This window comes from Sphingosinicella sp., from assembly GCF_041916975.1.
Classification (GTDB): domain Bacteria; phylum Pseudomonadota; class Alphaproteobacteria; order Sphingomonadales; family Sphingomonadaceae; genus Sphingosinicella.
Genome location: NZ_JAYRYK010000001.1, coordinates 2,822,510 through 2,847,014, shown reverse-complemented (window position 1 = coordinate 2,847,014; position 24,505 = coordinate 2,822,510). Strand labels below are relative to the sequence as shown.

Annotated in this window: 20 protein-coding genes; 5 read left to right on the top strand and 15 right to left on the bottom strand. The window is 67.1% G+C overall.

Annotation, left to right across the window (positions count from 1 at the left end; genetic code table 11):
- Positions 1–61: 61 nt before the first annotated feature.
- The 9 genes from addA to ACE3TJ_RS13355 all read right to left on the bottom strand — a co-directional run bounded on the left by addA (position 62) and on the right by ACE3TJ_RS13355 (position 13,744).
- Positions 62–3,370, bottom strand: a complete 3,309-nt coding sequence (gene addA / locus ACE3TJ_RS13395) for a double-strand break repair helicase AddA (RefSeq protein WP_374596936.1) — start codon at positions 3,368–3,370, stop codon at positions 62–64.
- Entirely contained in the window at positions 3,367–6,264 is a 2,898-nt protein-coding gene (gene addB / locus ACE3TJ_RS13390; protein WP_374596934.1) for a double-strand break repair protein AddB, read from the bottom strand. The genes addA and addB overlap by 4 nt, the downstream gene beginning before the upstream one ends.
- Complete coding sequence (locus tag ACE3TJ_RS13385) at positions 6,257–7,018, bottom strand: nucleotidyltransferase family protein (protein ID WP_374596932.1); 762 nt, start codon at positions 7,016–7,018, stop codon at positions 6,257–6,259. The genes addB and ACE3TJ_RS13385 overlap by 8 nt, the downstream gene beginning before the upstream one ends.
- Positions 7,015–8,031, bottom strand: coding sequence for an aminoglycoside phosphotransferase family protein (locus tag ACE3TJ_RS13380; RefSeq protein WP_374596930.1), 1,017 nt, complete (start codon positions 8,029–8,031; stop codon positions 7,015–7,017). Before ACE3TJ_RS13380 ends, ACE3TJ_RS13385 begins: the two co-directional genes overlap by 4 nt.
- On the bottom strand, positions 8,019–8,459 hold the full coding sequence (gene tsaE, locus ACE3TJ_RS13375) for a tRNA (adenosine(37)-N6)-threonylcarbamoyltransferase complex ATPase subunit type 1 TsaE (protein WP_374596928.1): 441 nt from the start codon (positions 8,457–8,459) through the stop codon (positions 8,019–8,021). The genes ACE3TJ_RS13380 and tsaE overlap by 13 nt, the downstream gene beginning before the upstream one ends.
- Positions 8,456–10,891 carry an ATP-binding protein gene (locus ACE3TJ_RS13370; RefSeq protein WP_374596926.1) on the bottom strand — a complete coding sequence of 812 codons (2,436 nt, stop codon included), beginning with the start codon at positions 10,889–10,891 and terminating at the stop codon, positions 8,456–8,458. The genes tsaE and ACE3TJ_RS13370 overlap by 4 nt, the downstream gene beginning before the upstream one ends.
- A 51-nt stretch (positions 10,892–10,942) precedes the next feature.
- Positions 10,943–12,331, bottom strand: coding sequence for an adenosylhomocysteinase (gene ahcY / locus ACE3TJ_RS13365; RefSeq protein WP_374596924.1), 1,389 nt, complete (start codon positions 12,329–12,331; stop codon positions 10,943–10,945).
- A 265-nt stretch (positions 12,332–12,596) separates the two neighbouring features.
- Entirely contained in the window at positions 12,597–13,043 is a 447-nt protein-coding gene (locus ACE3TJ_RS13360) for a hypothetical protein (protein WP_374596922.1), read from the bottom strand.
- Between the two features lie 140 nt (positions 13,044–13,183).
- Positions 13,184–13,744, bottom strand: coding sequence for a YqgE/AlgH family protein (locus ACE3TJ_RS13355; protein WP_374596920.1), 561 nt, complete (start codon positions 13,742–13,744; stop codon positions 13,184–13,186).
- A gap of 108 nt (positions 13,745–13,852) precedes the next feature.
- Between ACE3TJ_RS13355 and ACE3TJ_RS13350 the strand changes: the two genes are divergently transcribed.
- Positions 13,853–14,338 carry a peroxiredoxin gene (locus tag ACE3TJ_RS13350; RefSeq protein ID WP_374596919.1) on the top strand — a complete coding sequence of 162 codons (486 nt, stop codon included), beginning with the start codon at positions 13,853–13,855 and terminating at the stop codon, positions 14,336–14,338.
- A 6-nt stretch (positions 14,339–14,344) separates the two neighbouring features.
- Positions 14,345–15,784, top strand: a complete 1,440-nt coding sequence (locus ACE3TJ_RS13345; protein WP_374596917.1) for an AMP nucleosidase — start codon at positions 14,345–14,347, stop codon at positions 15,782–15,784.
- Positions 15,785–15,798: 14 nt separating this feature from the next.
- Here ACE3TJ_RS13345 and ACE3TJ_RS13340 read toward each other — a convergent pair whose 3' ends face one another.
- Genes ACE3TJ_RS13340 through ACE3TJ_RS13325 form a run of 4 tightly spaced genes read right to left on the bottom strand, consistent with a single transcriptional unit; the run spans position 15,799 to position 19,487 of the window.
- Positions 15,799–17,598, bottom strand: coding sequence for a M2 family metallopeptidase (locus ACE3TJ_RS13340; protein ID WP_374596915.1), 1,800 nt, complete (start codon positions 17,596–17,598; stop codon positions 15,799–15,801).
- A 56-nt stretch (positions 17,599–17,654) separates the two neighbouring features.
- The gene (locus tag ACE3TJ_RS13335) at positions 17,655–18,419 is read right to left on the bottom strand and encodes an alpha/beta fold hydrolase (RefSeq protein ID WP_374596913.1); all 765 of its coding nucleotides are present in this window, start codon (positions 18,417–18,419) and stop codon (positions 17,655–17,657) included.
- On the bottom strand, positions 18,400–18,840 hold the full coding sequence (locus ACE3TJ_RS13330; RefSeq protein WP_374596911.1) for a GFA family protein: 441 nt from the start codon (positions 18,838–18,840) through the stop codon (positions 18,400–18,402). The genes ACE3TJ_RS13335 and ACE3TJ_RS13330 overlap by 20 nt, the downstream gene beginning before the upstream one ends.
- Positions 18,837–19,487, bottom strand: a complete 651-nt coding sequence (locus ACE3TJ_RS13325) for a 2-hydroxychromene-2-carboxylate isomerase (RefSeq protein ID WP_374596909.1) — start codon at positions 19,485–19,487, stop codon at positions 18,837–18,839. The genes ACE3TJ_RS13330 and ACE3TJ_RS13325 overlap by 4 nt, the downstream gene beginning before the upstream one ends.
- A gap of 79 nt (positions 19,488–19,566) precedes the next feature.
- Here ACE3TJ_RS13325 and ACE3TJ_RS13320 point away from each other — a divergent pair, with 79 nt between their 5' ends.
- Genes ACE3TJ_RS13320 through ACE3TJ_RS13310 form a run of 3 tightly spaced genes read left to right on the top strand, consistent with a single transcriptional unit; the run spans position 19,567 to position 22,599 of the window.
- Positions 19,567–20,010, top strand: coding sequence for a MarR family winged helix-turn-helix transcriptional regulator (locus tag ACE3TJ_RS13320; protein ID WP_374596907.1), 444 nt, complete (start codon positions 19,567–19,569; stop codon positions 20,008–20,010).
- Positions 20,003–21,061 carry an HlyD family efflux transporter periplasmic adaptor subunit gene (locus ACE3TJ_RS13315; protein ID WP_374596905.1) on the top strand — a complete coding sequence of 353 codons (1,059 nt, stop codon included), beginning with the start codon at positions 20,003–20,005 and terminating at the stop codon, positions 21,059–21,061. The genes ACE3TJ_RS13320 and ACE3TJ_RS13315 overlap by 8 nt, the downstream gene beginning before the upstream one ends.
- Complete coding sequence (locus ACE3TJ_RS13310) at positions 21,061–22,599, top strand: DHA2 family efflux MFS transporter permease subunit (protein WP_374596903.1); 1,539 nt, start codon at positions 21,061–21,063, stop codon at positions 22,597–22,599. Before ACE3TJ_RS13315 ends, ACE3TJ_RS13310 begins: the two co-directional genes overlap by 1 nt.
- Positions 22,600–22,603: 4 nt before the next feature.
- Here ACE3TJ_RS13310 and ACE3TJ_RS13305 read toward each other — a convergent pair whose 3' ends face one another.
- Both ACE3TJ_RS13305 and ACE3TJ_RS13300 read right to left on the bottom strand, forming a co-directional pair.
- Positions 22,604–23,629: an aspartate-semialdehyde dehydrogenase gene (locus ACE3TJ_RS13305; protein ID WP_374596901.1), complete on the bottom strand. Its 1,026-nt coding sequence runs from the start codon at positions 23,627–23,629 to the stop codon at positions 22,604–22,606.
- A gap of 66 nt (positions 23,630–23,695) precedes the next feature.
- A complete protein-coding gene (locus ACE3TJ_RS13300; RefSeq protein ID WP_374596899.1) occupies positions 23,696–24,403 on the bottom strand; it encodes a DUF502 domain-containing protein in 708 nt (235 codons plus the stop codon).
- Positions 24,404–24,505: the final 102 nt, after the last annotated feature.

Genomic DNA, 24,505 nt, shown 5'->3' with positions numbered 1-24,505 from the left:
AGCGCTTCAAGGCCAAATATCCCGAGGCTTTTCTGACAGGGCGGAAAGCCGGGCTTTCAGATCAATCGACGCGGATCAGGCGGAGCGCCGCGGTGTAGAAGAGAGCGGTTTCGATGCGCCGGCCGGGGAAAATGCGCGCGAGCGCATCGCGGTAGGCGCGCATCTGGCGCAGATGCTGGGCGGGTACGCCCGCAAGATCGGAAGGCGGATTGCGGCCGGTCTTGAAATCGAGCGCACGCACAACGTCTTCGCCCACGATCAGACGGTCGATCGTGCCGGTGATCACGACGTCCTCCACAACGGCCGATAGCGGCGCCTCCGCATAGGCATCCGCCGCGAACCATGGGCCGAGCGCCGGATCGGCAAGCGCCCCCGCAACTTCGAGCGTGATCGCGTCCGTATCCAGATCGGGCGCATTGCGGCGAAGCCACGCGCGCATCGCCGCATCACGGTTCTCAGGCGAAACACCGCCAACCCGCTCGAAGAGCTGATGCAGCACCTGCCCCCGCCGCGCGGCGGCGCGCAGCGCCGGGCCCGGCGGCGGCTCTGCCGGATCGTCATCCTGCGGCGCGGAGGGCGCAAGCGGGCGCGGAGGGCGCTCCTCCTCCGGCGGCATGGCGAGCGCCCATGCGGGTATCGAGATCGCGGCGCGCGGCTCCGCTTTGGCGGGCGCCAGAGCGGGCACGGGCGTACCGCTCGCATGGCGCAGAACGCCGCCCCAAACGGGATCCTCGACACTCTCCGCCCCCAGCGCGGCGAGCGCATCGGCGACGTGACCGTGCCAGCTCTTCGCCTTCGACGGCCGCTTGCCGAGCGCGCCGCCGACATAGAGCCGGTCTTCGGCACGGGTGAGCGCGACATAGAGCAGGCGCATGTGCTCCTCACCCTCGGCGCGGGTCGCGGCCTCGTAGGCATCGCGCGCGGGGCCGACGAGCGCCTTGGACGAGCCGAAGAACAGCGGCGCGGGGCCAAGGCCGGGCAGATCGAGCGGCAGCGGCGGTTTCGCGCCCTTCGGCACCGCGGAAGCCGCGTCGGCGAGGATGACGATCGGTGCCTGCAGTCCCTTCGAGCCGTGCACCGTCATGATGCGGACGGCATCGTGCGCGGCCTCCGCGTCGCGCTTCACCTCCACGTCATCCGCCTCGATCCACGAAAGGAAGCCTTGCAGGGACGGCGTGTTCGCGCCCTCATAGGCGAGCGCCTGATTGAGCAGTTCCTCGATCGGATCGCGCGCCTCCTCGCCAAGCCGCGCAATGAGGCGCAGGCGGCCCTGCGGTTCGCCCGAGAGCACGTATTCGAGAAACTCGTAAGGCGCCATGTAGTCGGCGCGGGCCAGCACCTTGCCTAGCCAGTCCTCGGCGGCGCGGGCCTTGTTATCCATACGATCGCGGAGCGTGCGCCAGAGCGTGCCACGCCGCTTGTGAGCGAGGCCATAGAGATCGTCCTGCGACCAGCCGAGGAACGGCGAGACGAGCAGCGCGGCAAGCGAAAGATCGTCGCCCGGCTGGAGCGCGAAGCGGACAAGTGCGAGCAGATCCTGCACCGCGAGCGGCTGCGTGAGGCGCAGCCGGTCCGCGCCCGCCACCGGCACGCGCGCCGCCATCAGTGCCGAGACGAGCGTGGGCACGAGGCTGCCGCGCGAGCGCACGAGCAGCATGATGTCGCCCGCCGCGATCGGCCGGCCCTTCGAGGCCAGCATCTCGCCGCGCTCAAGCCAGCCGGAGACTTGCCGCGCGATGCTGGCAGCAAGCGTGCGCTCGGCGTCCTCAGGGACGGCATCCTCCGCCTCATCCTCTTCGAGCACACCAGTCACGGGCGCCCACAACACCACTTCTCCGGCCGCACCAGCGCGGTGCGCGATGTGGCGCGGAATCTCGCCATCGATCCCGAACGCGGCCGGACCAACCGTCTCCACCACCGTATCGACGACATCGAGCACGGCGGGCGCGGAGCGGAAGCTGAGCGCGAGGTCGATCGTTTCGAAGGGCTTGTCCGCACCTAGCGCCCGGCGCTCGGCAGCGGCGCGCGCCGCCTCGAACGCGCGGGGGTCAGTGCCCTGAAAGCCGAAGATCGCCTGCTTGTAGTCGCCGACCGCGAACTGGGTACGCGCACCTGTCTCCGCCTCGTCGCGCGTGCCCGTCCCTGCGAAGAACTCGTCCGCGATCGCCTCCACGATCGCCCACTGCGCGGCGTTCGTATCCTGCCCCTCGTCGACGAGGATGTGATCGATACGCTGGTCGAGCTTGTAGAGCACGAACGGCGCGGCGAGCGTCGAGAGCAGCCGCGCGGCCTTGACGATGAGATCGGCGTAGTCGAGCGCGCCCGCCGCTTCCTTGCGCGTCTCGTAAGCGGCGGCGAGCGCATGCCCGACGCGCAGGTGCAGCGCCGCCGTCTCGGCAAGGTCGAGCCCGGCGGCGAGATCGCGCACAGCGCCGACGACCGTGCAGAAACGTTCATGCAGATCGCCGAGCCCCTTGGGCGCGGCGCGGCGCTCGCCATCCTTGCGGAAACCGGCGCCGACGAGATCTTCGAGGAAATCAGGCCGCACCTCCGGCGCCGCACCCAATACGCGCGCCAGCGCATCGGCAGCCTCAAGACCTGTCTTCGTGCCCCATGCCGCCATCGCCGCCGCATATTCGCGCACGGTTTCCCAGTCGAAGGCATCGTCGGCGAGCGCGGCGGCGAGCACCTCGTCGCGGCTGCCAGCGCCCGGAAGGCCAAGCCCGCGCCTTACGAGGCCGCGCCAGTCGACCGCCTTGCCGTAGACATCCTCGAACACGGCCCGCCCTGCGAGCAGCTTCGCGATCACCTCCTGCACGCGCGCTTCGCCGCCCCGCACGGAAAGGTCCGCGAGATCGGCGAGCAGCGCCGCGTCGCCGCTGCCGATCCGTTCGGCGAGCGTTTCGGCGTGGATGCGCAGCGCGCTCCTGTCGTCGAGCGTTTCGTAGCCGGGCGCGATCCCGGCTTCGAGCGGGAAGGCGGCGAGCAGCGCGCTCGCGAAACTGTGCAGCGTCTGCACCTTGAGACCGCCGCGCGTCTCCAGCGCTTCAGCGAACAGCGCACGGGCGCGGCGGCAGGTGCCTTCATCGGACGGCGCACCGATGGCGGCAAGCTCGGCGGCAAGCGTTTCATCATCCGCGCGCACCCAGCGCGACAGCGTCTCGAAGATGCGCGTCTGCATCTCCGCCGCCGCCGCCTTCGTGAAGGTGAGCGCGAGCAGCCCGTCCGGCCGCGCGCCCGCGAGCAGCAGCCGCAGCACGCGCGCGGTCAGCACCTGCGTCTTGCCCGTCCCCGCCGAGGCGGAGACCCACGCGCTGAGCTCGGGATCGGCAGCGCGCTTCTGTTCGGGGAGCAGGGGCCGGATGCTCATTTGCGCCCCCACCATTCGGCGAGCCGCGCGAGGTGGTCGTAGTCCTGCAAGTGGACGGCGTATTCCGGCTTCACCTTCGCCTCGAACGGCCGGCTGCCCGCGAGATATTCGCCCACCGCCTCACGGAACGCTGCGCGGCAGGTTTCGATGAAGGCGGGGAGATCAGCCCATGCGTCCTTGTAGTGGCGCGCGCTCGTCGTCTCCTTGCCCGCCTCCTTGCCGCCCGAGAGTTTCCAGTAGGCGACCTCGACGACGCGCGAGGCCGGGCCGTCCAGCGCGCCCTCCTCTGCGAGCCACGCCAGGAGGCCAAGCTGCGATGCGAGCCCATCCGAAAGCCGCGCCTGCCGGGGAACGGCGCCGGTCTTGAAGTCGGCGATCAGCAGGCCCCCCGGCCCGACTTGCACGATGTCCGCCTTGCCTTTGAGTTTGACACCGGAGACCTCGAAGTCCCCTTCGACTTCCGAGCGGACCTCGCCCCAACCCCCGGCGGCACGCGCGGCCATAAGCTCTAAAACCCAATCGAGCATCCGCACGATGCGCGGTTTCCACAGCGCCGCGACCAGCGGCTGGTCGGCGTGCACCGCGATGGCCGCATCGATCGCGGCTTCGCGCGCGGCGGTGTCATGGAGCGTGCCCGCGCCGAGCAACGCTTCGATGACAGCGTGGACGATGGTGCCGCGCTCCGCCGCCGAGAGATCGGCGTCGAGCGGATCAAGCGGCCGCAGCCGCAGCATCTTCTCGGCATAGAAGCTGTAGGGGTCGATGAGCAGGCGATCGACCTGCGTGACGCTGATCTGCTTCGGCCGCTCCGCCGTGGGCGGCGAGGGACGCGGGCGCTCGGCGGGGGGCACCGTCTCGCGTGCATCGAGCGCGGCGGCAAGCGCGGGCAGGTCCGTTTCCCACGCGACATGATCGCCCGCGAAGGCGAGCAGCCGCAGCCAGAAGCGCGAGGTGACAGTGGGCGCGGACGCATCGCGACGCGCACGCGTGAGCAGCACCTGGGGTGCTGCGGCGGCGAGTACGAAATCGTGCGCGGCGAGGCCGATCGCCCGCTCGGTTTCCGGAAGCCCAAGGCGGCGGCGGATCGCGGGCGGAATCCACGGATCGAACGGATCGCCGCCGGGCCAGACACCCTCGTTGAGGCCGCCGAGAATCATAAGGTCAGCGCGCTGCAACCGCGCTTCGAGAAGGCCGTAGATGGCAAGGCGGGGGTGCTTGCCGAACGGTGGGCGCACGGCGACGTCCTCCAGCATCGCACCGAACAGCGCGGGAAGGTCGGCGGGCGGAATCAGCAGCCCGATATCGCCGTGCTGCACCATCTCCGCGATCGTCTCGGCAGCGGCGCGCCCGGCGGCGCCTTCCCAAACGCGGGCTTCGGAGATGTCTTCCGCAAAGGTGCGGAGGCCATCAGCGAAATCGCCAGGCGCGCGCGGCTTCGCCATCAGCGCTTCGAGCGCATCGAGCCGCGGACGGAGCGCCTTCCACCACGCAGCAAGCTGTGCGCGCTCGCTATCGGGGAGCGCGCCTTGCGGCGGAACCTTGACGCGCGCGGCAATGCCTTTCAGGCCCGCGGCGGGGCGCACGCCGCGCAAGGCAAGATCGAGACGGCGGACGTCATCGAGCCAGTTGAGGCGCGCCCTGCCCTCGCCCGGCCCCGCCAGCGGGTGCTTGAGCAGCGCGAGCAATGCGCCGGGCGAAAAGCGCTGCGCCCCGGCCTCCAGCGCGGCGAGCAGCAGCGTGCCCGAAGGTGCGCGCGCCAGCGGCGTGCCCGCCGAATCGTCGACCTCGATCTCCCAGCGCCGAAGCTGCGCGGCGACGCGGCGGGCGAGGCCCCGGTCGGGCGTGACAAGCGCGGCGGTCGCACCCGGCGTATCCAGTTGGCGGCGCATCGCGAGCGCGATGACACCCGCCTCCTCGGCCGGGTTTGCCGCCTCTGCAAAGCGAAGGTCAGAGAGCGGACCCGCAGGCGGCCAGTGCGCCGTGCTGCCTGCGAGCGACAGCGCCGCGCCGATCGCATCGGCACGCGACGCCGGGCCATCGAGGCTGCTTTCAGCTTCCCACCCGCGCACTTCCTCGCGCGCAACGTTCATCCGGTCGAGCAGGTGTTTGAGTCCGCACTGCGGATGCGCCGGGAAGCCGCCGATCTCGTCCCAGTCGGCGGTTTCGAGGTCGAGGCCAGGCAACACGACCGCCCCCTGCGGCAGGTCCGCGATGACCGCGAGTACCTCGGCCACCGCCGGATCGGCGCTCGCCATGCCCGCCGCCACGATCGGCCGCGCGGGTGGCGCTGCGCGCCAGCGGCAGGCGATGGCGGCGAGCAGAATCTGGCGCCGCGCCACGCGATCCATGAGGCCGCGCGCGGCAAGCTGCGGCGGCCATGCCTCGACGACCACTTCCACGAACTTCAGCGTCGCTTCCCAATGCGCGCCAAGCTCCGCCATCGTCTCGTGCAGTCGCTCGGGTTCGATGCCTTCGAGCTGGAGCTGATCGAGCGTGCGCGCGAGCGCATCGGCAAGGCGCAGTGTCTCGACACTGCTGCGCGCGCGGCCATTCAAGGTCTGCCAGCGGTGGACGAGCGGCATCAGCAGCATCCGCCGCTCGAACGCCGCAATCGCCGGCTGCACCTCGGCTTCGAGCGTCATCGCCTCGTCGAAAAGGCCAAGCGCCTCGTTCTCGCCGACGTCGCCGATGGGGAGCATCCGGGGCAACAGCAGCGCGCCACCCGAGGCGCGCACGAACGCCTCCGACACGGCGCGCACGGCGCGGCGGTTGGGAAGCAGCAGCAGCGCGCGCGGCAGATTATCGCTGCCGATGCGGCTCAGCATCCCTGCCGCGAGCGCATCGGCGAAGGCGCGGTGCGCCGGAATCGTGAAGACGGCCTTCCGCTCAGCCATTGCCGAGCAGCGCCTCCGTCTCCTTCACGGCCTCGGGCGTGCCGACGTGGAACCATTGGCCCGTATGCGCGATACCATACAGGCGCCCGCTTTCGATCAGCCGGTCGTAGATCAGATTGAGCGAGAACGCGCCCTCAGGCACATCCTCGAACAGCGAAGCCTTAAGAAGCTGCACGCCCGAAAACACGAACGGCGCCACGCGCGCCCCGCGCCTGCGCGCGAGCAGGCCTTCGGGCGTCATATGGAAATCGCCGCGCCCTTCATAGCCGTACGCGCGGGCGAGCGGCACGACGAGCAGCAGCGCATCCATGATTTCAGGATACCAGCGCCGCGCCATCTGCCGCAGCGTATCGATCGGCCCGTCCACCCACATGTTGTCGCTGTTCACGACGAAGAACGGGTCGGCGCCGATCAACGGCAGCGCCTTCGCGACACCGCCGCCGGTTTCGAGCAGCGCCTCGCGTTCGTCGGAAATTGCGATGTCGAGATCGGCGGCATTGCGCGCGAGGTGCGCCTCCACCTGCCCGGCGAGATAGTGGACGTTGACGACCACCCGCCGCACGTCCGAACCGCGCAGGTTATCGAGCGCGTGGTCGAGCAGCGTCTTGCCATGCACGCGCACGAGCGGCTTCGGGCGCGTCGCGGTGAGCGGCCGCATCCGCTTGCCAAGCCCGGCGGCGAGCACCATCGCGGCGGCGGGCAGCGGCCCTTCGGGATTGGGGCGGAGCGACAGCGGCGCGCGGTGCTTTTTCATGCCGCCCCCGTGAAATCGCGCCGCGCCGACAGCGGCAGGTTTGCCTCGAACCAGCGCGCGACGGGCGCGAGCGCCGGGTGCGCGAGATTGCGGTCGAGCAGCGACCACACGCGCGGGACGTGCTTCAGATAGCCGGGTTTACCGTCGCGCCGCCACAACCGCACGAACACGCCGAGGATGCGCGCTGCGCGCTGCGCGCCGAGCACGGCGTAGCTCGCCGCGAACGCCTCGCGGTCGAATTCCGGCCGCGCGCCGAGATAGCGCGCGACGAGTTCCGGCTCCAGCGCGGGCGGCACGTCGCGGCGCGGATCCTGGATCAGCGACACGAGATCGTAGGCGGCGGGACCGCGCATCGCGTCCTGGAAATCGAGCACGCCAACGCGGGCGAGGCCCTCGCGCTCCGGCAGCCACATCAGGTTCGGCGAGTGGTAATCGAGCTGGACGAGGCGGTCGTCGTGCGCACGAGCGAGCGGCCAAACCTCTGCCCACGCCGCAGCGTAAGATACGCGCAGGGCATCATCCGCTGCTGCGCCCATCAACTCCGGCCAGTGCCAGTCAAGCACCAGCCCGACCTCGCGTGCCATGCGGTCCTCGGCATACGGGCCGACCGCATGGCCGTCGACCGCTTCCGCCATCGGCTCGGCATGAAGATGCGCGAGCACGTCCGTCGCCGCGCGGTACAGCGCGGCCTCGTCGGCGCCGCTTTCGATGGCGCGCACGAACATCGAATCGCCGAGGTCTTCAAGAAGCGCGAGGCCCTGTTCGGGCGCCGAAGCGAACACGCATGGCACACTGATACCACGCGCGGCGAGATACGTATCGATCGCGACGAACGCCGCGCAGTTCTCATTGGGTGCCGGCGCATCCATCAGCACCGCGCGGCGGTCGCCATCGCGTACACGGAAGTAGCGGCGGAACGAAGCATCCCCGGCGAGCGGCGCGATCTCCGCACCGCCCCATCCGTTTGCTTCGAGGAGAGCACTCGCCCCTTCGGGCAGGTTCAGATCGGCCATCGCGCTTCCCAAGCGGGCGGCACGCGCGCTGTCAAGCGGCGGCTGCCTTCACCTGTGTCGGCAAGCGTGAGATGCAGCGCTTCCGGCCAGCGTCCGCCCGCACGCTCCGGCCATTCGATGATGAGCGCGCCGTCCGCCAGAATTTCATCCAGCCCGAGTTCTTCCACCTCGTCCGGATCTTCGAGCCGATAGAGATCGACATGCCACACGGGGAGGCGCACACCCGGCACCTCGTAGCTCTGCACCAGCGTGAAGGTCGGACTCGGCACCTCGCCTGCGTGCCCCAACCCGGCGAGAATACCACGCGCGAGCGCCGTTTTCCCCGCCCCGAGATCGCCCGACAGCAGCACGATGTCGCCCGGCGCGAGGCGCGCCGCAAGGCGGCGTCCGAACGTGTCCGTCGCAGCTTCGTCGGCAAGCACCGTCACGCCTTGTCCCCATGGCGGCGCGGAATGTGGAGGCTGACCGTCGTGCCCTCGCCGAGCCGCGAGTCGAGCACCACGCGGCCGCCGTGCAGATCGATGACATCGCGCACCAGCGAGAGACCGAGCCCGACGCCTTGGCTCGCGGTGGCGTTGGAGCCCTTGCGGAAGCGATCGAACACCAGTTCCTGCTCGTCGTCCGGGATCCCGATGCCATTGTCGCTCACGCGGATCACGACGCTGTCGGAGAGGCTTTCGACATAGATGACGACGCGGCCTCCGGAGGGCGTGAAGCGGATCGCATTGTTGACGAGGTTGAACAGCGCCTGCTTCAGACGCACCGGATCGCCGTCGATAGCGCCGATATCGGCCGGAACGTTCGTCTCGAACGCAAGGCCGCGATCCTCGGCGAACCCGCGCGTCATCGTTGCCACGCTTTCAACGAGTTCGCCCACCGCCACCGCACGGATATCGAGCGCGAGCGCGCCCGCTTCGGTGACGGCGAGGTCGAGGATGTCGTTGATGAGAAGCTGCAGCCGGTCCGACGAGATCAGGATCGATCGGATATAGTCTTCCTGCTTCGGCGAGAGCCCGCCGACATAGCCCTGCGCCAGCATCTCGGCGAAACCGCTGATCGCGGTGAGTGGCGTGCGCAGTTCATAGGACATGTTCTCGACGAACGCCGATTTCTGCCGGTCCGCCGCCTCCAGCGCCTCATTGCGTTCGCGCAGCGCATTCTCGATGCGCGTCGAATCGGTGATGTCGAGGAAGGTGATGAGCGCGTTGCCGTCCGGCAGCGGCACCGCTGAATACTGGAGCACGCGCGCACCTGTGAAGTCCACGCGGCCCGCCTTCGCCTGCCGCCCTACCGTGGAGGCCTGGATGAGATCGCGCAGCAGGCCAAGATAGGCGTGCTCCTCGCGCGGCGGCGCGGCGGGGTCGGCGAGCTCGTCGACGTGCGGTTTCATCGCGAGGTGCGCCTCGTCAATGTTCCAGAGATCGGCGAACACGCTGTTGTAGAGCTGCACGCGCCCGTCGGCGGCGAACACGGCAACGGCTTCGTGGAGGTTGTTGAGCGTCGCTTCCTGCACGCGCAGCAGCGTGTCCCGCGAACTCGCGAGGCGAAGCTGCTCGGAACGATCCTCGAAGATCAGCAGCAGCCCGCCGTCGGGGCTCGGCTGCGCGATGACACGGAGCACGGTCGTGTCGGGGAGAACCCACGTCTCCTCGGCATTGTCCATCTGGCTGGTGAACCACGCGCGGCGGGCGCGTCGCCAACTTGGGAAATCGCGTTGCTCGGGAAGGCGGTGCTGTTCCTGCATCCGCTCGAACAGCCGGTCGAACTCCGGGCCTTCATCGAGGAACGAGGCGTCGAGACGGAACAGCGCCGCGAACGCGGTGTTCCAGAACACGAGCGCCCGGTCCGCGCCGAAGCGGGCGACCCCGGCGGAGAGGCGATCGAATGTCGCGGTCTGCGCGGCGACGAAGCGTTCCAGCCCCCCAACAGCCTCGTCGCGCTCGCTGATGTCGATCGCGTAGCCTGCCACCTCGCCGTTTTCGAGCGACTTGTCGATGATCCGCATCATGCGGCGCTCGCCGCCGACGATCGCCGGCTCCTCGCGCACCTGCGGCACGCCGGTCGCAAGCGCCATGCGCGCCGCCGATTGCGGCGTTGCCGAAAGCGGATTGGAGACGAGCTCGATGCCGAGGCGGACGGCGGCGGCGGGGCTTTCCGCCTCCACCGCATCGGCATAGGCGCGGTTCACCTGAACGAGGCGCTGATCGGCACCGCGCCGCCAGATCGGAATCGGCGCGGCATCGATCACCGCCGTCGATGCGCCGAGTGTGGCGCGAAGACCGTCGCGGTCCGCCTCCAGCGCCTCCGTCCTGCGGTGTGCGCCGCTCGAATCCGAGAACCACACGACAGTGCCGCGATCGCCCGCAAGCTGCGGCGGAGCGGTCTTGCCCTCCGCTGTCAGCACGCGATCTCCGGCCGCTGAAACGGAAATGCGGAACGGCGCGCCTGAAATGGCGAGCGCCTGGATCGCCGCGCCGAGCGCCGAATAGTCATCCGGGGAAAGGCCGCTTTCGCCGGTGCCGAGCAGGTCGTCGAGCCGTGCCACCTTGCGGTCGAGCCCCAGCCACGAGCGGAGGGTGTCCGAACACGAGGCCGCACCGTCTTCGCCAACGACGAGATAGGCGCCGGGCGTGGTGGTCAGGAGCCCGCGCAGCCGTAGGCCCCATTCCTTCGCCGTTTCCGCCTGCACGCGTGCACGCGCCGAGCGGATCACCGCCCACACGGCGAACGCCAGCCACGCCGCGCCGATAATTGCCGTCGCCGTCACCGGCCAGCCGCGCTGCATCAGCGACACGGCAGCCGATGCCGGCGCCGCGGGCAGCATCAGAAGCGCAGCAAGAGGAGCGAGACGAAGGATCACGGCAGCGACCTTAGACGCAGTCGCCGCCGGTTTGAATCCCTGTTGAACGCGTCAGTAGCGGTATTGGTCGGTCTTGAAGGGACCGGCGGCATCGATGCCGAGGTAAGCGGACTGCTCGCCGGAAAGCTTCGTGAGTTCCACGCCGAGCTTTTCGAGGTGCAGCGCCGCCACCTTCTCGTCGAGGTGCTTCGGCAGCACGTAGACCTCGTTCTTGTAATCGCCGCCGCGCGTGAACAGTTCGATCTGCGCGAGCACCTGGTTGGAAAAGCTCGCCGACATCACGAAGCTCGGGTGACCGGTAGCATTGCCGAGGTTGAGCAGGCGCCCCTGCGAGAGCAGCAGGATGCGCTTGCCGTCCGCGAATTCGATCATGTCGACCTGCGGCTTCACCTCGGTCCACTTGTAGTTCTTGAGCGCGCCGACCTGGATCTCGTTGTCGAAGTGGCCGATGTTGCCGACGATCGCCATGTCCTTCATCGCGCGCATGTGATCGAGCGTGATGACGTCCTTGTTGCCCGTCGCGGTGACGAAAATGTCGGCGAGCGGTGCCGCCGTCTCCATCGTCACGACCTGGAAGCCGTCCATTGCCGCCTGCAATGCGCAGATCGGGTCGATCTCGGTGACCATCACGCGCGCGCCCGCGCCGCGCAGCGAGGCGGCCGAGCCCTTGCCGACGTCGCCGTAGCCGGCGACGACCGCGACCTTGCCGGCCATCATCACGTCGGTGCCGCGGCGGATGCCGTCGACGAGGCTTTCCTTGCAGCCGTACTTGTTGTCGAACTTCGACTTGGTGACGCTGTCGTTTACGTTGATCGCCGGGAAGGGCAGCTTGCCCGCCTTCGCCAGTTCATAGAGGCGGTGCACGCCGGTGGTCGTCTCTTCCGAGACGCCGCGAATGCTGTTCAGCGTCTTCGTGAAGAAGCCCGGCGAGGCGGCCGCGCGCGCCTTCACGACGCGCTGGAATTCCTCTTCCTCCTCGTTGGTCGGCGCGGGGAAGCTCTCCCCTGCCTCCAGCCGCGCGCCCCAGAGGATGAACATCGTGGCGTCGCCGCCGTCGTCGAGGATCATGTTGGCGGGCTCGCCCGGCCACTGGAAGGTGAGGTCGATGTAGTCCCAGTATTCGGCGAGCGTTTCGCCCTTCACGGCGAACACGGGGATGCCCTGCGCGGCGATGGCGGCGGCGGCGTGATCCTGCGTCGAATAGATGTTGCACGAGGCCCAGCGCACCTCGGCGCCGAGCGCGGTCAGCGTCTCGATCAGCGCCGCGGTCTGGATCGTCATGTGCAGCGAGCCGGTGATGCGCGCGCCTGCGAGGGGCTTCGACGCACCATATTCGGCGCGGAGCGACATCAGGCCCGGCATTTCGGTTTCCGCGATGGCCAGTTCCTTGCGGCCCCAATCGGCGAGCGTGATGTCCCGGACGATATAATCCTGCGCCATGAATCTTTTCCTGTCTCTGTGCGCGCGTGCGGCCGCGCGGATATCAGAGGCGGGATTACGAGAGGGCTCGGCTCAAGGCAAGAGAGAATATAAAGAACTCTTTATGTCCATAAAGAAAGGCGGCCACGCGGGCATGAACCCGCGCAGCCGCAAGAAACCGCCCGCCACCGCCGCAAAAGGGGAGGAAAAACAGCGGCGACGGGTCAGGGGGACTGGGAAAACGGTAAGCGACGCGACGAAACTGAAAGGCTTCAGGCGCTCCGGCTCAGGAGCAGGTGCGGCCGACGCCCTTGGGCGAAACGAACATCCGGTCGGCGATCGCCTCAACCTCTGCGCGGCCGAGTCCGGCGACCTGTTCAGCGAGCGCAGCGGTTTCCCTGCAGAATTCCGGATTGGCGGCGCCCGCCGAATGGCCGTTCGCCATCGCGGTCGTGAAGCGATCGTAATCGCGCGCTTTGCCGGCGCGGACGAAGTGCGTTTTCAGCACGTCGTTGTGCGCGGAAATCGTCGTGCGGTGCGCCTTCACGAAGCGGTTGTAGTGGCCGAGCACATCGTACTGCGTGGAGCGGCATTGCAGCGCGCCGACCATCAGCAGCGTCTGCAGGTCGCGCACCTTGGCGGCTTTCACCGCTGCGCCGTTCCAGCAGTTCTGCGCGGCCGCCGGCGTGGCAAGCGACAGGGTCAGCAGCGCGGTGGCGCTGCTGACCAGCATTTTCGAAACTCTTTTCATGACGTGACCCCCAGCTGACACGCTGGGAGGGACCCTCGTCTCCCGGCGGCAGGCGAAGAGTGCGACTCGGGTGTAAATCAGGCCTTAAACGGAACGGTTGGCAAACGATTAAGCGTGAATGTCTATGCGTGCCCGGCGCTCGCGCTGAGGAGGCCAACGTCGATGCCCGCGCCTGCGAAAGCGGAAGGCCAGCGGCTTTCCATCGGCGCATCGAACAGCAGTTCGGGGGTCCCCGGCACCGCGAACCAGCCGTGGCGCGTCATTTCCTCGTCGAGCTGGCCTGGCCCCCAACCCGCGTAGCCGAGCGCGATGAGCCAGCGTTTCGGCCCCTTTCCGGCGGCAATGTCGCGCAGGATATCGAGCGTCGCGGTCAGCGCCCAGCGACCGCCCACGGAGAGCGTCGACTGGCCCTCGTATTCCGGGCTGTGCAGCACGAAGCCCCGGCCCGGCTCCACCGGACCGCCCGCGAACACCGGCACGGCGGGCGCAATGCCGGGGTCGACATCGAGCTGTTCGAGCAGGCTGCGCACGTCGATATCGTCGCGGACCTTGTTGACGATCAGCCCCAGCGCCGATTCGGCATCGTGAACGCACATCGCGATCACCACGCGCTCGAATCGCGGATCGGCCATGCCGGGCATCGACAGCAGTAGCTGTCCCGAAAGATAGGGCGCGACGTCCATGGCGGAACTATAGGCAATCCTACTGGCTTATGCCAACGGACGCTTGGCGATCGGCGGGGGACCGGCTACGAAGCGCGTCCAGATTCCCCCGTCCAAGGAGCAAGTGTCATGACGATTTCGGTAGGCGACAAGGTCCCGAGCGCAACGCTGATGACGATGACGGACAGCGGCCCCGCGCCCGTCCACACCGACGAGTTCTTCGCAGGCCGTACCGTGGCGCTGTTCTCCGTGCCCGGCGCCTTCACGCCGACCTGCTCGGCGAAGCACCTGCCGGGCTTCATCGACCATGCCGAAGAGCTGAAGGCGAAGGGCGTCGACGAGATCGCCTGCATCGCCGTGAACGACGCCTTTGTGATGGGCGCGTGGGGCAAGAGCGCCAGCGCTGACGGCAAGGTGACGATGCTCGCCGACGGCAACGGCAGCTTCTCGGAAGCGCTCGGCCTCACCATGGACGCATCCAAGTTCGGCATGGGCAAGCGCGGCCAGCGTTTCTCGGTGCTCGTGAAGGACGGCGTCGTCAGCGAACTCAACATCGAAGAGCCGGGCGCCTTCCGCGTCTCCAGCGCCGAGCATCTGCTGGGCCAGCTGGCCTAAGCCCATATGCAGGACGCCGCAGCCGTCGTCGCGGAACTCGATCGCCTCTACGAGGCGTCCCGCGAACGGCTGCGGACTGCGCTGCAAGCCTACATTGCAGACGGCACCCGCCCCGACGCCGCAGCGCGCGAGGCGGGTGCCTTTGCCTATCCCGAACTCCGTCTGACTTACGGCGGCGAACGCGCCGCACGGCCCGCCTCTCACGCGTGGGGCCGCCTCACCGCACCGGGCACCTACGCGACCAGCATCACGCGGCCCGCGCTGTTCCGCGACTATCTCGCCGAGCAGATCAATATTCTCATCCGCGACTACGGCGTGACGTTCGAGGCCGCGCCCGGCCGCCAGGAAATTCCCTTCCCCTACGTGCTCGATGCCGGCGGCGTCGATCTCGGCGAGGTGACGGCGGAAGAGCTGGCGCGCTGGTTCCCCGCAACCGAACTTGCCTTTATCGGCGACGAGGTTGCGGACGGCCTCTGGAACCCGGCGCTCAGCCCGGCGCGGCCGCTCGCACTGTTCGATGCGCTGCGTACCGATTTCAGCCTCGCGCGCCTGCGCCATTACACGGGCACACCCCCCGAGCATGTGCAGCGCTACGTGCTGTTCACCAATTACCACCGCTACGTTGACGAGTTCGTGCGCTGGGCCTGCGAGCAGCTGACGCCCGGCGGGCGCTACATCGCGCTTTCGGGTGCGGGCGGCGTGGTGATGACTGCAGGCGACGCCGATCCCGAGCGCATGGCTTCGGACGCGGCATGGCGGCGGCATCAGATGCCCGCGTGGCATCTGATGACCGAAGACGGCACCGGCATCAGCCTCGTCAACATCGGCGTCGGCCCCTCGAACGCCAAGACGATCACCGATCACCTCGCCGTGCTCAGGCCCGAAGCGTGGCTGATGATCGGCCACTGCGGCGGCCTCCGCCCCACGCAGACGATCGGCGACTACGTGCTCGCGCACGCCTACCTCCGCGACGACCACGTGCTCGACGACGTGCTGCCGCCGGAGATCCCGATCCCCGCCATCGCCGAGGTGCAGCAGGCACTGCAGCAGGCCGCGCTCAATGTGACTGGCGAAAGCGCCGACGCGCTGAAGCGACGGCTCAGAACCGGCACCGTCGTCACCACCGACGACCGCAACTGGGAGCTGCGCTATTCGCTCTCCGCGCTGCGCTTCTCGCAGTCGCGCGCGGTCGCGATCGACATGGAATCGGCGACGATCGCCGCGCAGGGATATCGCTTCCGCGTCCCCTACGGCACGCTGCTCTGCGTTTCAGACAAGCCGCTGCACGGCGAACTCAAGCTGCCGGGGCAGGCGAACCGCTTCTACGAGCGCGCCATCCGCGAACATATCCGCATCGGCATCGCCACCTGCGACCTGCTCCGCGCCGCTGGCTCACGCCTCCACAGCCGCAAGCTCCGCGCCTTCGACGAACCCGCGTTCAGGTAGCCCCGCCGGTCCGGTCACCAGCCGCAGGTCTTGCCCTTGTTCTGCTTTTCGAGCCATGTCATCAGCGGCTGGAAATAGGCGATCATCGCCTTGCCATCCATCTGCCGCGAACCCGTGAACGCCTGCAGCGCATCCGGCCACGGCTTCGAGGCGCCCATCGCCAGCATCGCGTTCAGCTTCTCGCCGACCTTCTTGTCGCCGTAGATCGAGCAGCGATGCAGCGGCCCCTTCCAGCCCGCCTGCTTGCACGCCGCCTGATGAAACTGGAATTGCAGCAGCCGCGCGAGGAAATAGCGCGTGTAGGGCGTGTTGCCGGGGATGTGATACTTCGCCCCGGGATCGAAATCCGCCTCGCTGCGCGGCACCGGCGGCACGATGCCCTGATACTGGAGGCGAAGGTCGTTCCACGCCGCGTTGTAGGTGTTCGGCGTAATCTGGCCCGAGAACACGCCCCAGCGCCATTTGTCGATGAGAAGACCGAAGGGCAGGAACGCCACCTTGTCCATCGCCTGCTTCAGAAGCAGCCCGATATCCTTGTCCGCGCTCGGCACCGCCTTGGGATCGAGCAGCCCGATCTTCACGAGGTAATCCGGCGTCACGGAAAGCGCGATGAAATCGCCGACCGCTTCGTGGAAGCCGTCGTTGGCGCTGTTCATGTAGAGAAACGACTGCTGATTGTAGGCGCGCTGGTAATAGTTGTGACCAAGCTCGTGATGGACGGTGACAAAGTCGTCGCCGTTCACCTTGGTGCACATCTTGATGCGGATATCGTCCTTGTTGTCGACGTCCCACGCACTCGCATGGCACACAACCTCGCGGTCGCGCGGCGCGGTGATCATCGAGCGCTGCCAGAAGCTCTGCGGCAGCGGCGCGAAGCCGACAGACGAGAAGAACGCCTCGCCCGTCTTCACGATCTGCTCCGGCGTATAGCCCTTGGCGGCAAGCAATTCGGTGAGATCGTAGCCGACGTCGCCCGCACCCTTCGGCGCGACGACGTCGTAGATGTTGCCCCACTCCTGTGCCCACATGTTGCCGAGAAGGTCAGCGCGGATCGGTCCCGTCTTCGGCTGCACGGCGTCACCGTATTTCTCGTTGAGCTTTGTGCGCGTGTAGCAGTGCAGCTGGTTGTAAAGCGGTTTCACCTGATTCCAGGTGTCGTCGGTGAGCTTCGCGAACGCGTCCGGGTCCATGTCGTAGCCCGCGCGCCACTGCGCGCCGGTATCGACGTAGCCGAGTTCCTTCGAGCCCGCGTTCGAGATGGAGACGAACTGCGTGTAATCATTCCGCATCGGCACGCCGACCTTGTGCCAGGAAACCCACATCTCCTTCAGCACCTCGGGATCGCGCTCGGTGCCCATCAGTTCTTCAAGGTCGTTGCCGCTCTTCGCCTCGCCTTTGTAGGTGCCCTTGCCCTTGCCGTACGAGGATTGCAGCCCGGTAAGCAGCGTGGATAGCGTGTCCGCCGCGCCCGGCGTATTCGGCGCGGGCGCGACGAGGCCCTGCCGCAACATGTCGAGCTTGCGCTTCGTGTCGTAAGAGAGGCCCGGCAGCGGCGCATATTTCGCGGCTTCCGACGCGTAGCGCACGGCGGCCTCCGTGTAAGCGGCGCCCGTTCGCGCAGCGAGGATGTCCGTGTCGTCGGTGATGTAGGTCGCGTTCACCCACGCGGCGCGCGCCGCGAAGATGCCCAGTTCCTCCAGATCCTTTTCCGCCTTTGCGACGAAGGCGTCCGCCTCGGCTGCGGTCGGCGCGGGCGACGCGCCGGTCGCGAGCAGCATGGCGGCAAGTGCAAGCGCGGAAGTCAGGCTTTTCATGGTCGAAATCTCCCCTGAACCGTTATGGCATCAGGGTAGAACAGCCCATCCGGGGGTCAAGCAGCGAAGAAGTCCGCGAGCGACGAGCCGAGTTCAGCGCGCGTGACACTCGACATGTGCGTGCCGGGAATTTCGCGCCACGTCGCGTTCGGCAGCGCTTTAGACAGCGCATGCGCCTCGGCATTATAGTGATCCTCCGCGCCGCACAGGACGAGCGCAGGCAGCGTGATCGCCTCGACATCGGCAAGCGCCGAGTCGACCTGTGCGTTCAGAAGGTGGATCGCGGCTTCCGGATCGACCTTGTTGGTGCGCATGAACTGGATCGCGAAATAGGCCTCGCTGCCGCGGGCGTGCGTATCAGCATTGCGCACCGTATCGATGAACCAGTTCGTGCTGGGCGCAACATTCACGACCGCGCCGAGCCCCATGCCGATAATGGCGATACGACGCGGCGTCGCCCCGCGGACCACTGCGCGGAGCGTCTGCCGCCCGCCGAGCGAATAGCCGCCGAGATCATAGTCGGTGAGCCCAAGATGATCGATGAGCGCGAGCACGTCGCTTGCGAGCACGTCCGGCGGATAGGCGGCAGCGTCCGTGGGCGCCGCGCTTTTCCCGTGTGCACGGAAATCCGGCATGATCAGGCGCAGGCCGGTTTCGGCGATGCGGGCCGCCGTTCCGAACTTCAGCCAGTTGACGTGCGCATTCGAAAATAGGCCGTGGAGCAGCACGAGCGGACGTCCGTCTTCCGGCCCTGCCTCCGTCCACGCGATGCAGACGCCGTCGAACGATTCGAAATCCCTGTCACGCGTCTGGAGAGACACCCGCTTCCTTCCAACGTTTGTTCAGCGCCTCGTACTCATCGCAGCGCTGGCCGGGAAGAGCGGACGTATCGCTCCATGCATCGTGGCGGCTCTCGATGCCGAAATTGGAGGTCGGGAAAAACGGCGCGGGGTCGTCGAACGTGCCGACGGTGAGGTCCATGTGGTCGCTGTCCGGGAATGCGAAGCCGAGCGGGGTGCCGCAGGCTGAGCAGAACGGCCGCTTCGCGATCGGCGAGGAGGCGTACCAGTCCGGCTCCCGATTCCAATGCACCGCCGCTTTGGGCAGGTTCTTGAACGCGATCGAAACGCCGCCCGTCGCGCGCTGGCAGTAGCGGCAATGGCAGAGATAGGCCTCGTAGTTCTCGATTTCCGCCTCGTAGCGGATACGGCCGCACTGGCAGCCGCCGGCCACCTTCGTCATCGCGCCTCCAATCCCGCCTGCTTCATGCGCCAGACGGCAATGTCGATGCGATCCTGCCCGAAAAACGGCTCGCCGTCGAACACCAGCGTCGGCACGCCCCAGTGTCCTCCCTTTTCGAGTGCCTGCTGATTGGCGGCGATCTCGGCGTCGAGCGCCTCCGCATCGGCTACGGCTTCGGCCTCGATCTCCCCGAAATCGAGCCCGGCGCGCGCCGCCGCCCCGGCAAGATGATCGCCCTCGTGCCAGTTCTCCGTGCCGCCCCAGATGAGCCGCGAGGCTTCATCGGCAAACGCGAGGCTCGCCCCGCGCCGGGCGGCAGCCTGCCCGAGCCGCGTCAGGCGGAAGATATAGGGCTGCTCGGCGGAAATCTCGCGCGTGAACATGTTCTGGACGATGGGGTCCGGCCGCGGCGGTGCCACGGGTATCTCCAGATACTGCGCCACGCGCACGAAATCGCGCATCGTGTAGCCGAGCCAGTTGGGGTGGTTCGTCTCGAAGAAATCCGGCTGGCGGATCGCGAGCGGATAAACGGGCCGGAGGTTGATCCGAAGGTCGTATTCCTGCGTCAGCGCACGGTAGCGCCGCGCCGCGAGATACGAATAGGGCGAGCGGAACGACCAGAAGACGTCGGCGGAAAGTGTCGGCATGTGCGACAAATTACACCACGCGGCGCCTCGCACCATCCTGTCATTGCACATAGTAAGCATAGCTATTATATTCACACTTATGAGCGAATCACTCGGTTTTCTACTGTCCGACAGCGCGCGCCTGCTGCGGCGGGAATTCGACGCGCGCGTACGAACGCTCGGTATCACGCGTCCACAATGGCGCGTGCTTCTCGTGTTGAAACGCGGCGAAGGCATCAATCAGGGCGAACTCGCGGATACGCTGGAGGTTGAGGCCATCACAGTCGGGCGCATGGTCGATCGCCTGCAGGATGCCGGTCTTGTTGAGCGCCGTGCCGATCCGAACGACCGGCGCGCATGGCGGCTTTTCCTGAGTCAGCGCTCCCGCACGCTCATTGAGGAATTGCGTCCCGTTTCCGAGCGCATGATCGAAGACACGCTCGAAGGCTTTACCCCGACCGAACGAGAGACTTTCGTGAACTACCTTGAACGCGTGCGCGCCAACCTGCTGCGCCAGACAGGGCAGGAGGCCGTCAATGGCTGACCTCGGCTTCGAAGTGAACGACGACACCGCCCTGTCGCGCCGCCGTTTCCCCGCGTGGCTGCGCCCACTGCTGATGCTCTCCGTGCCGCTGCTGCTGATCGTGGGCGGCACGTGGCTCTACATCGCTGGGCAGGCGCATGAATCGACGGACAACGCCTATGTCCGGCAGGACAAGGTTTCGATCGCCCCGGAGGTGAGCGGCCGCGTCGTCGAAGTCGCGGTGCGCGAAAACATGCGCGTGCAGGAAGGCCAACTCCTGTTCCGCATCGATCCCGAGCCCTTCCGCATCGCGCTGAGGCAGGCGGAAGCCGCACTCGCCAAGGCGAACGTCGAGATCGATGAGCTCGACGCCGAAGTGACGGTCGCCGACGTCGACATCGCCGCCGCACGCGACGAGATCGCCTTTGCGAAGGCCGAGTTCGATCGGCAGGCCGAGCTCCTCGACCGCGGCTTCACCACCCGCGCCCGCTATCAGGCAGCGCAGCTCGCGCTCGCCAAGGCGCGCGAGCAGATGAACACCGCCACCTCCGAGGCCCGCAAGGCGCGCGTTGCGCTCGGCAGCGGCGCTGCGGCCTCCAGCCGGCCCGCGGCGGTTGAGGCCGCGCTCGCCGCCCGCGAGGAAGCGATGCTCAACCTCTCGCGCACGGAAATCCGCGCGCCCGCAAGCGGCATCATCAGCCAGACCGAGCGGCTGCAGGTCGGCGCGATGCTTCCGGCCGGGCTCCCCACGCTGAGTCTCGTTGCCGACGGCCATTCGTGGGTCGAGGCGAACTTCAAGGAAACTCAGCTCCGCAAGATGCACCCCGGCCAGAAGGCGACGGTCACGATCGACGCCTACGGCAGGGCGCTCAGCGGCCATGTCGAAAGCATCGGCGCGGGCACAGGCAGCGAATTCGCACTGCTCCCGGCGCAGAACGCCAACGGCAACTGGGTGAAGGTGACGCAGCGCGTACCCGTGCGCATCGCGATCGATTCGAAAAGCGATCGCCCGCTGATCGCCGGCCTCAGCGCCGAGGCGAGCGTCGACGTGCGCGACACCGCCGCAAACTGATGTCCGCCAGCGCCGCAGGAGCGCACGGCCAGCCGGTCGTTGAGGTCAGCAACCGGCCGCTGCTCATCATCGGCATCATGATGGCGATGATCATGCAAGTGCTCGATTCGACGATCGCCAACGTCGCACTTCCGCACATGCAGGCCTCGCTCGGCGCCACCTTCGACAGCGTGTCGTGGGTGCTGACGAGCTACATCCTCGCCACCGCCATCGCGATGCCGCTCACCGGCTGGCTCTCCGACCGGTTCGGATCGCGCAAACTGTTCATCGTCTCCGTGGCGGGGTTCATCATCACCTCGATGCTCTGCGGCATCGCAGTGAATCTCCCCGAAATGGTGCTGTTCCGTGCGCTGCAGGGCGCGTCGGCCGCTTTCGTGGGGCCGCTGTCGCAAACCGTGATGCTCGATATCACGCCGCGCGAGCAGCATCCCAAGGCGATGGCGGTGTGGGGCATGGGCATCATGGTCGGGCCGATCCTTGGACCGATCATCGGCGGCTGGCTCACCGAGAACTACAACTGGCGTTGGATCTTCTACATCAACGTGCCGATTGGTGTCGCCACGCTGGCGATCCTGATTGCGCTGCTCCCCTCGCGCCCGGTGCGGCGGCGCGCCTTCGACCTTTTCGGCTTCTCGATGCTCGCCATCGGCCTCACCGCGCTCCAGCTGATGCTCGACCGCGGCCAGCAGGAAGACTGGCTGCAGTCCTGGGAAATCCGTATCGAGCTCGGCATCGCGATCATCGGCATCTGGCTGTTCCTCGTCCACATGGCGACCGGACGGCGGCCGATGTTCGAACGCGAAATGCTGGCGAACCGGAACCTCTTCATCGGCCTCATTTTCATGCTCAACATCGGCGCGATCCTGATGGCGACGATGGCGCTGCTGCCACCGATGCTGCAGGCGGTCTACGGCTATCCCGTACTCGATACCGGGCTGATGCTCGCCCCGCGCGGTATCGGCATTCTCATCAGTATGGCGATCGCCGGGCAGCTCGCGGGGCGCATCGATCCCCGCGTACTTATCGGCGGCGGCATGGCGCTCGCAGCGATCTCGCTGTGGTGGATGACGCACTGGTCGCTCGATATGGATTGGCATCCCGTGGTCTGGAGCGGCGTGGTGCAGGGCCTTGGCCTCGGCTTCATCTTCTCGTCGATCAACCTCGCGGCGTTCGCGACGCTGCCGCCGCGGTACCGCACCGATGCCGCGAGCCTCTTGTATCTGATGCGCAACCTCGGCGCGTCAGTAGGCATTTCCATCGTCACCGCACAGCTCGCACGCACCGTGCAGACGAGCCATGAACTGATGGTAGGCAACATCACCGAAACGACGCTTTCGCCAATCAACCCGCACCTGCTCGAGGGCGCGGGCGGCACCGGCGCCAGCCTGTTCGCGATGATCGACAACGAGATCACCCGGCAGGCGACGATGATCGGCTACATCAACGATTTCTACCTGCTGATGATCGTGACGCTGCTCTCGATCCCGCTGGTGCTGCTGCTGAAACGGCCTGCCCCCACACCCGGCACGGGGCGCTGAAACTTTACGCCTTCTTGAGATGCCGCCGGCCGAGCAGTTCGGCGATCTGAACGGCATTCAGCGCCGCGCCCTTGCGGAGATTGTCGCTGACGCACCAGAGGCTGAGGCCATTCGCGACGGTCGGATCCTTGCGGACGCGGCTCACGTAGGTCGCATATTCGCCGACGCATTCGATCGGCGTCACGTAGCCGCCGTCCTCGCGCTTGTCGATGAGCATGATGCCCGGCGCCGTACGCAGCGCTTCCTGCGCATCTTCCACCGAAATCGGGTTCTCGAACTCGATGTTGATCGCTTCCGAATGGCCGACGAATACCGGCACGCGCACGCAGGTCGCCGTCACGCCGATGGCGGGATCGAGGATCTTGTGCGTCTCCGCGACCATCTTCCACTCTTCCTTGGTGGAGCCGTCCTCAAGGAACACGTCGATGTGCGGAATGACGTTGAAGGCGATCTGCTTGGTGAACTTGCGGGTTTCCTTGGGGTCGCCCACGAAGATCGCACGGGTCTGCTCGAAAAGCTCGTCCATGCCTTCCTTGCCCGCGCCCGACACGGACTGGTAGGTGGAAACGACAACACGCTTGATCGTCGCAAGGTCGTGCAGCGGCTTCAGCGCGACGACCATCTGTGCGGTCGAGCAGTTCGGGTTCGCGATGATATTGCGCTTCTTATAGCCGTCGATCGCGTCCGGGTTCACCTCCGGCACGATGAGCGGCACGTCCGGCTCCATGCGGTAGAGCGACGAATTGTCGATGACGACGCAGCCTGCAGCAGCAGCCTTCGGAGCGTATATCTTCGTCGGCCCGGAGCCTGCCGCGAACAGCGCGATATCCCAGCCTGCAAAGTCGAAATGTTCGACGTTGCGAACCTTGAGCTCCCGGCCATCCTCTCCGAAAGGGATCATGTCGCCCGTGGAGCGCGAACTGGCGAGCGCAGCGATCTCGTCGATCGGGAATTCGCGCTCGGCGAGGATGTTCAGCATTTCGCGGCCGACGTTCCCGGTCGCGCCCACAACGGCAACCCTGTAACCCATCTTGCTTATCCTGCCTGAAAATGACGCGGCCTTCTGCGCCCCCGCGTCCGGGCTTGCAAGCGTTTGCTATTTGTCGGGGAGCGAGACCGGCGCGTTCCGCAGCGCTTCGGGCGAAAGCATCCCGAGCGAAATATAGCATTTCAGCAGATCGTCGACCGTGACGCCGGAGACCTCCACGATCGAGGCCGGCGGCACCAGCACCAGCCCGCCCGTCATCGGCAGCGGAGCTGAAGGCAGATAGACGAGCATCCGTTCCTCGCCACCCACCATCATCACGTCGGACGAGGCGAGCAGCGCCAGCACATCCGCGCCGCGGTCCCCGAAGCGGCAGGCGATCACGCGCATCGCGGCAAGATCGCTCTCGTTCTTCGTGCCAAGCATCCGAACGAGCTTGGAGACCGGGCGATAGACATCGCGCAGCACCGGTATCCGATCGATAATCGCATCGAGGCGGCGCTCTATGCTGCGGCGCGCGCGTTCATGAAAAGCGAACCCCACGCCCCAGATGCCGACCACCACAAAGATGAGCAGAAGCCAGAAGCCGACCGTGCCGTCGCCGAAGATGAACGCGCCGCCGCTCGTGAGCGCGGAGCCGAGCAGCGTTTCCTCTCCGAACAGCCCCGCGACCTGCCGCACCAGCCAATCGAGGATCATCAGCGTCAGGATGAACGGCAGCAGGAACAGGAGCCCGGTGAGGAACTGCCCCGCCGCCCTGTCGAACGTGATGCGCCACGGCGGGCGCGGCGGTTCGGGAAGATCCTCGATACGGCTCATACGGCTCCGGTCCATCCCCGCGCACGGGGCATTGCAGCGTCGCGATTCGAATGCGCCTGAGGCGAAAAGTCACAAAGTTTGTGCAAAAGCGCAAAAAATTAC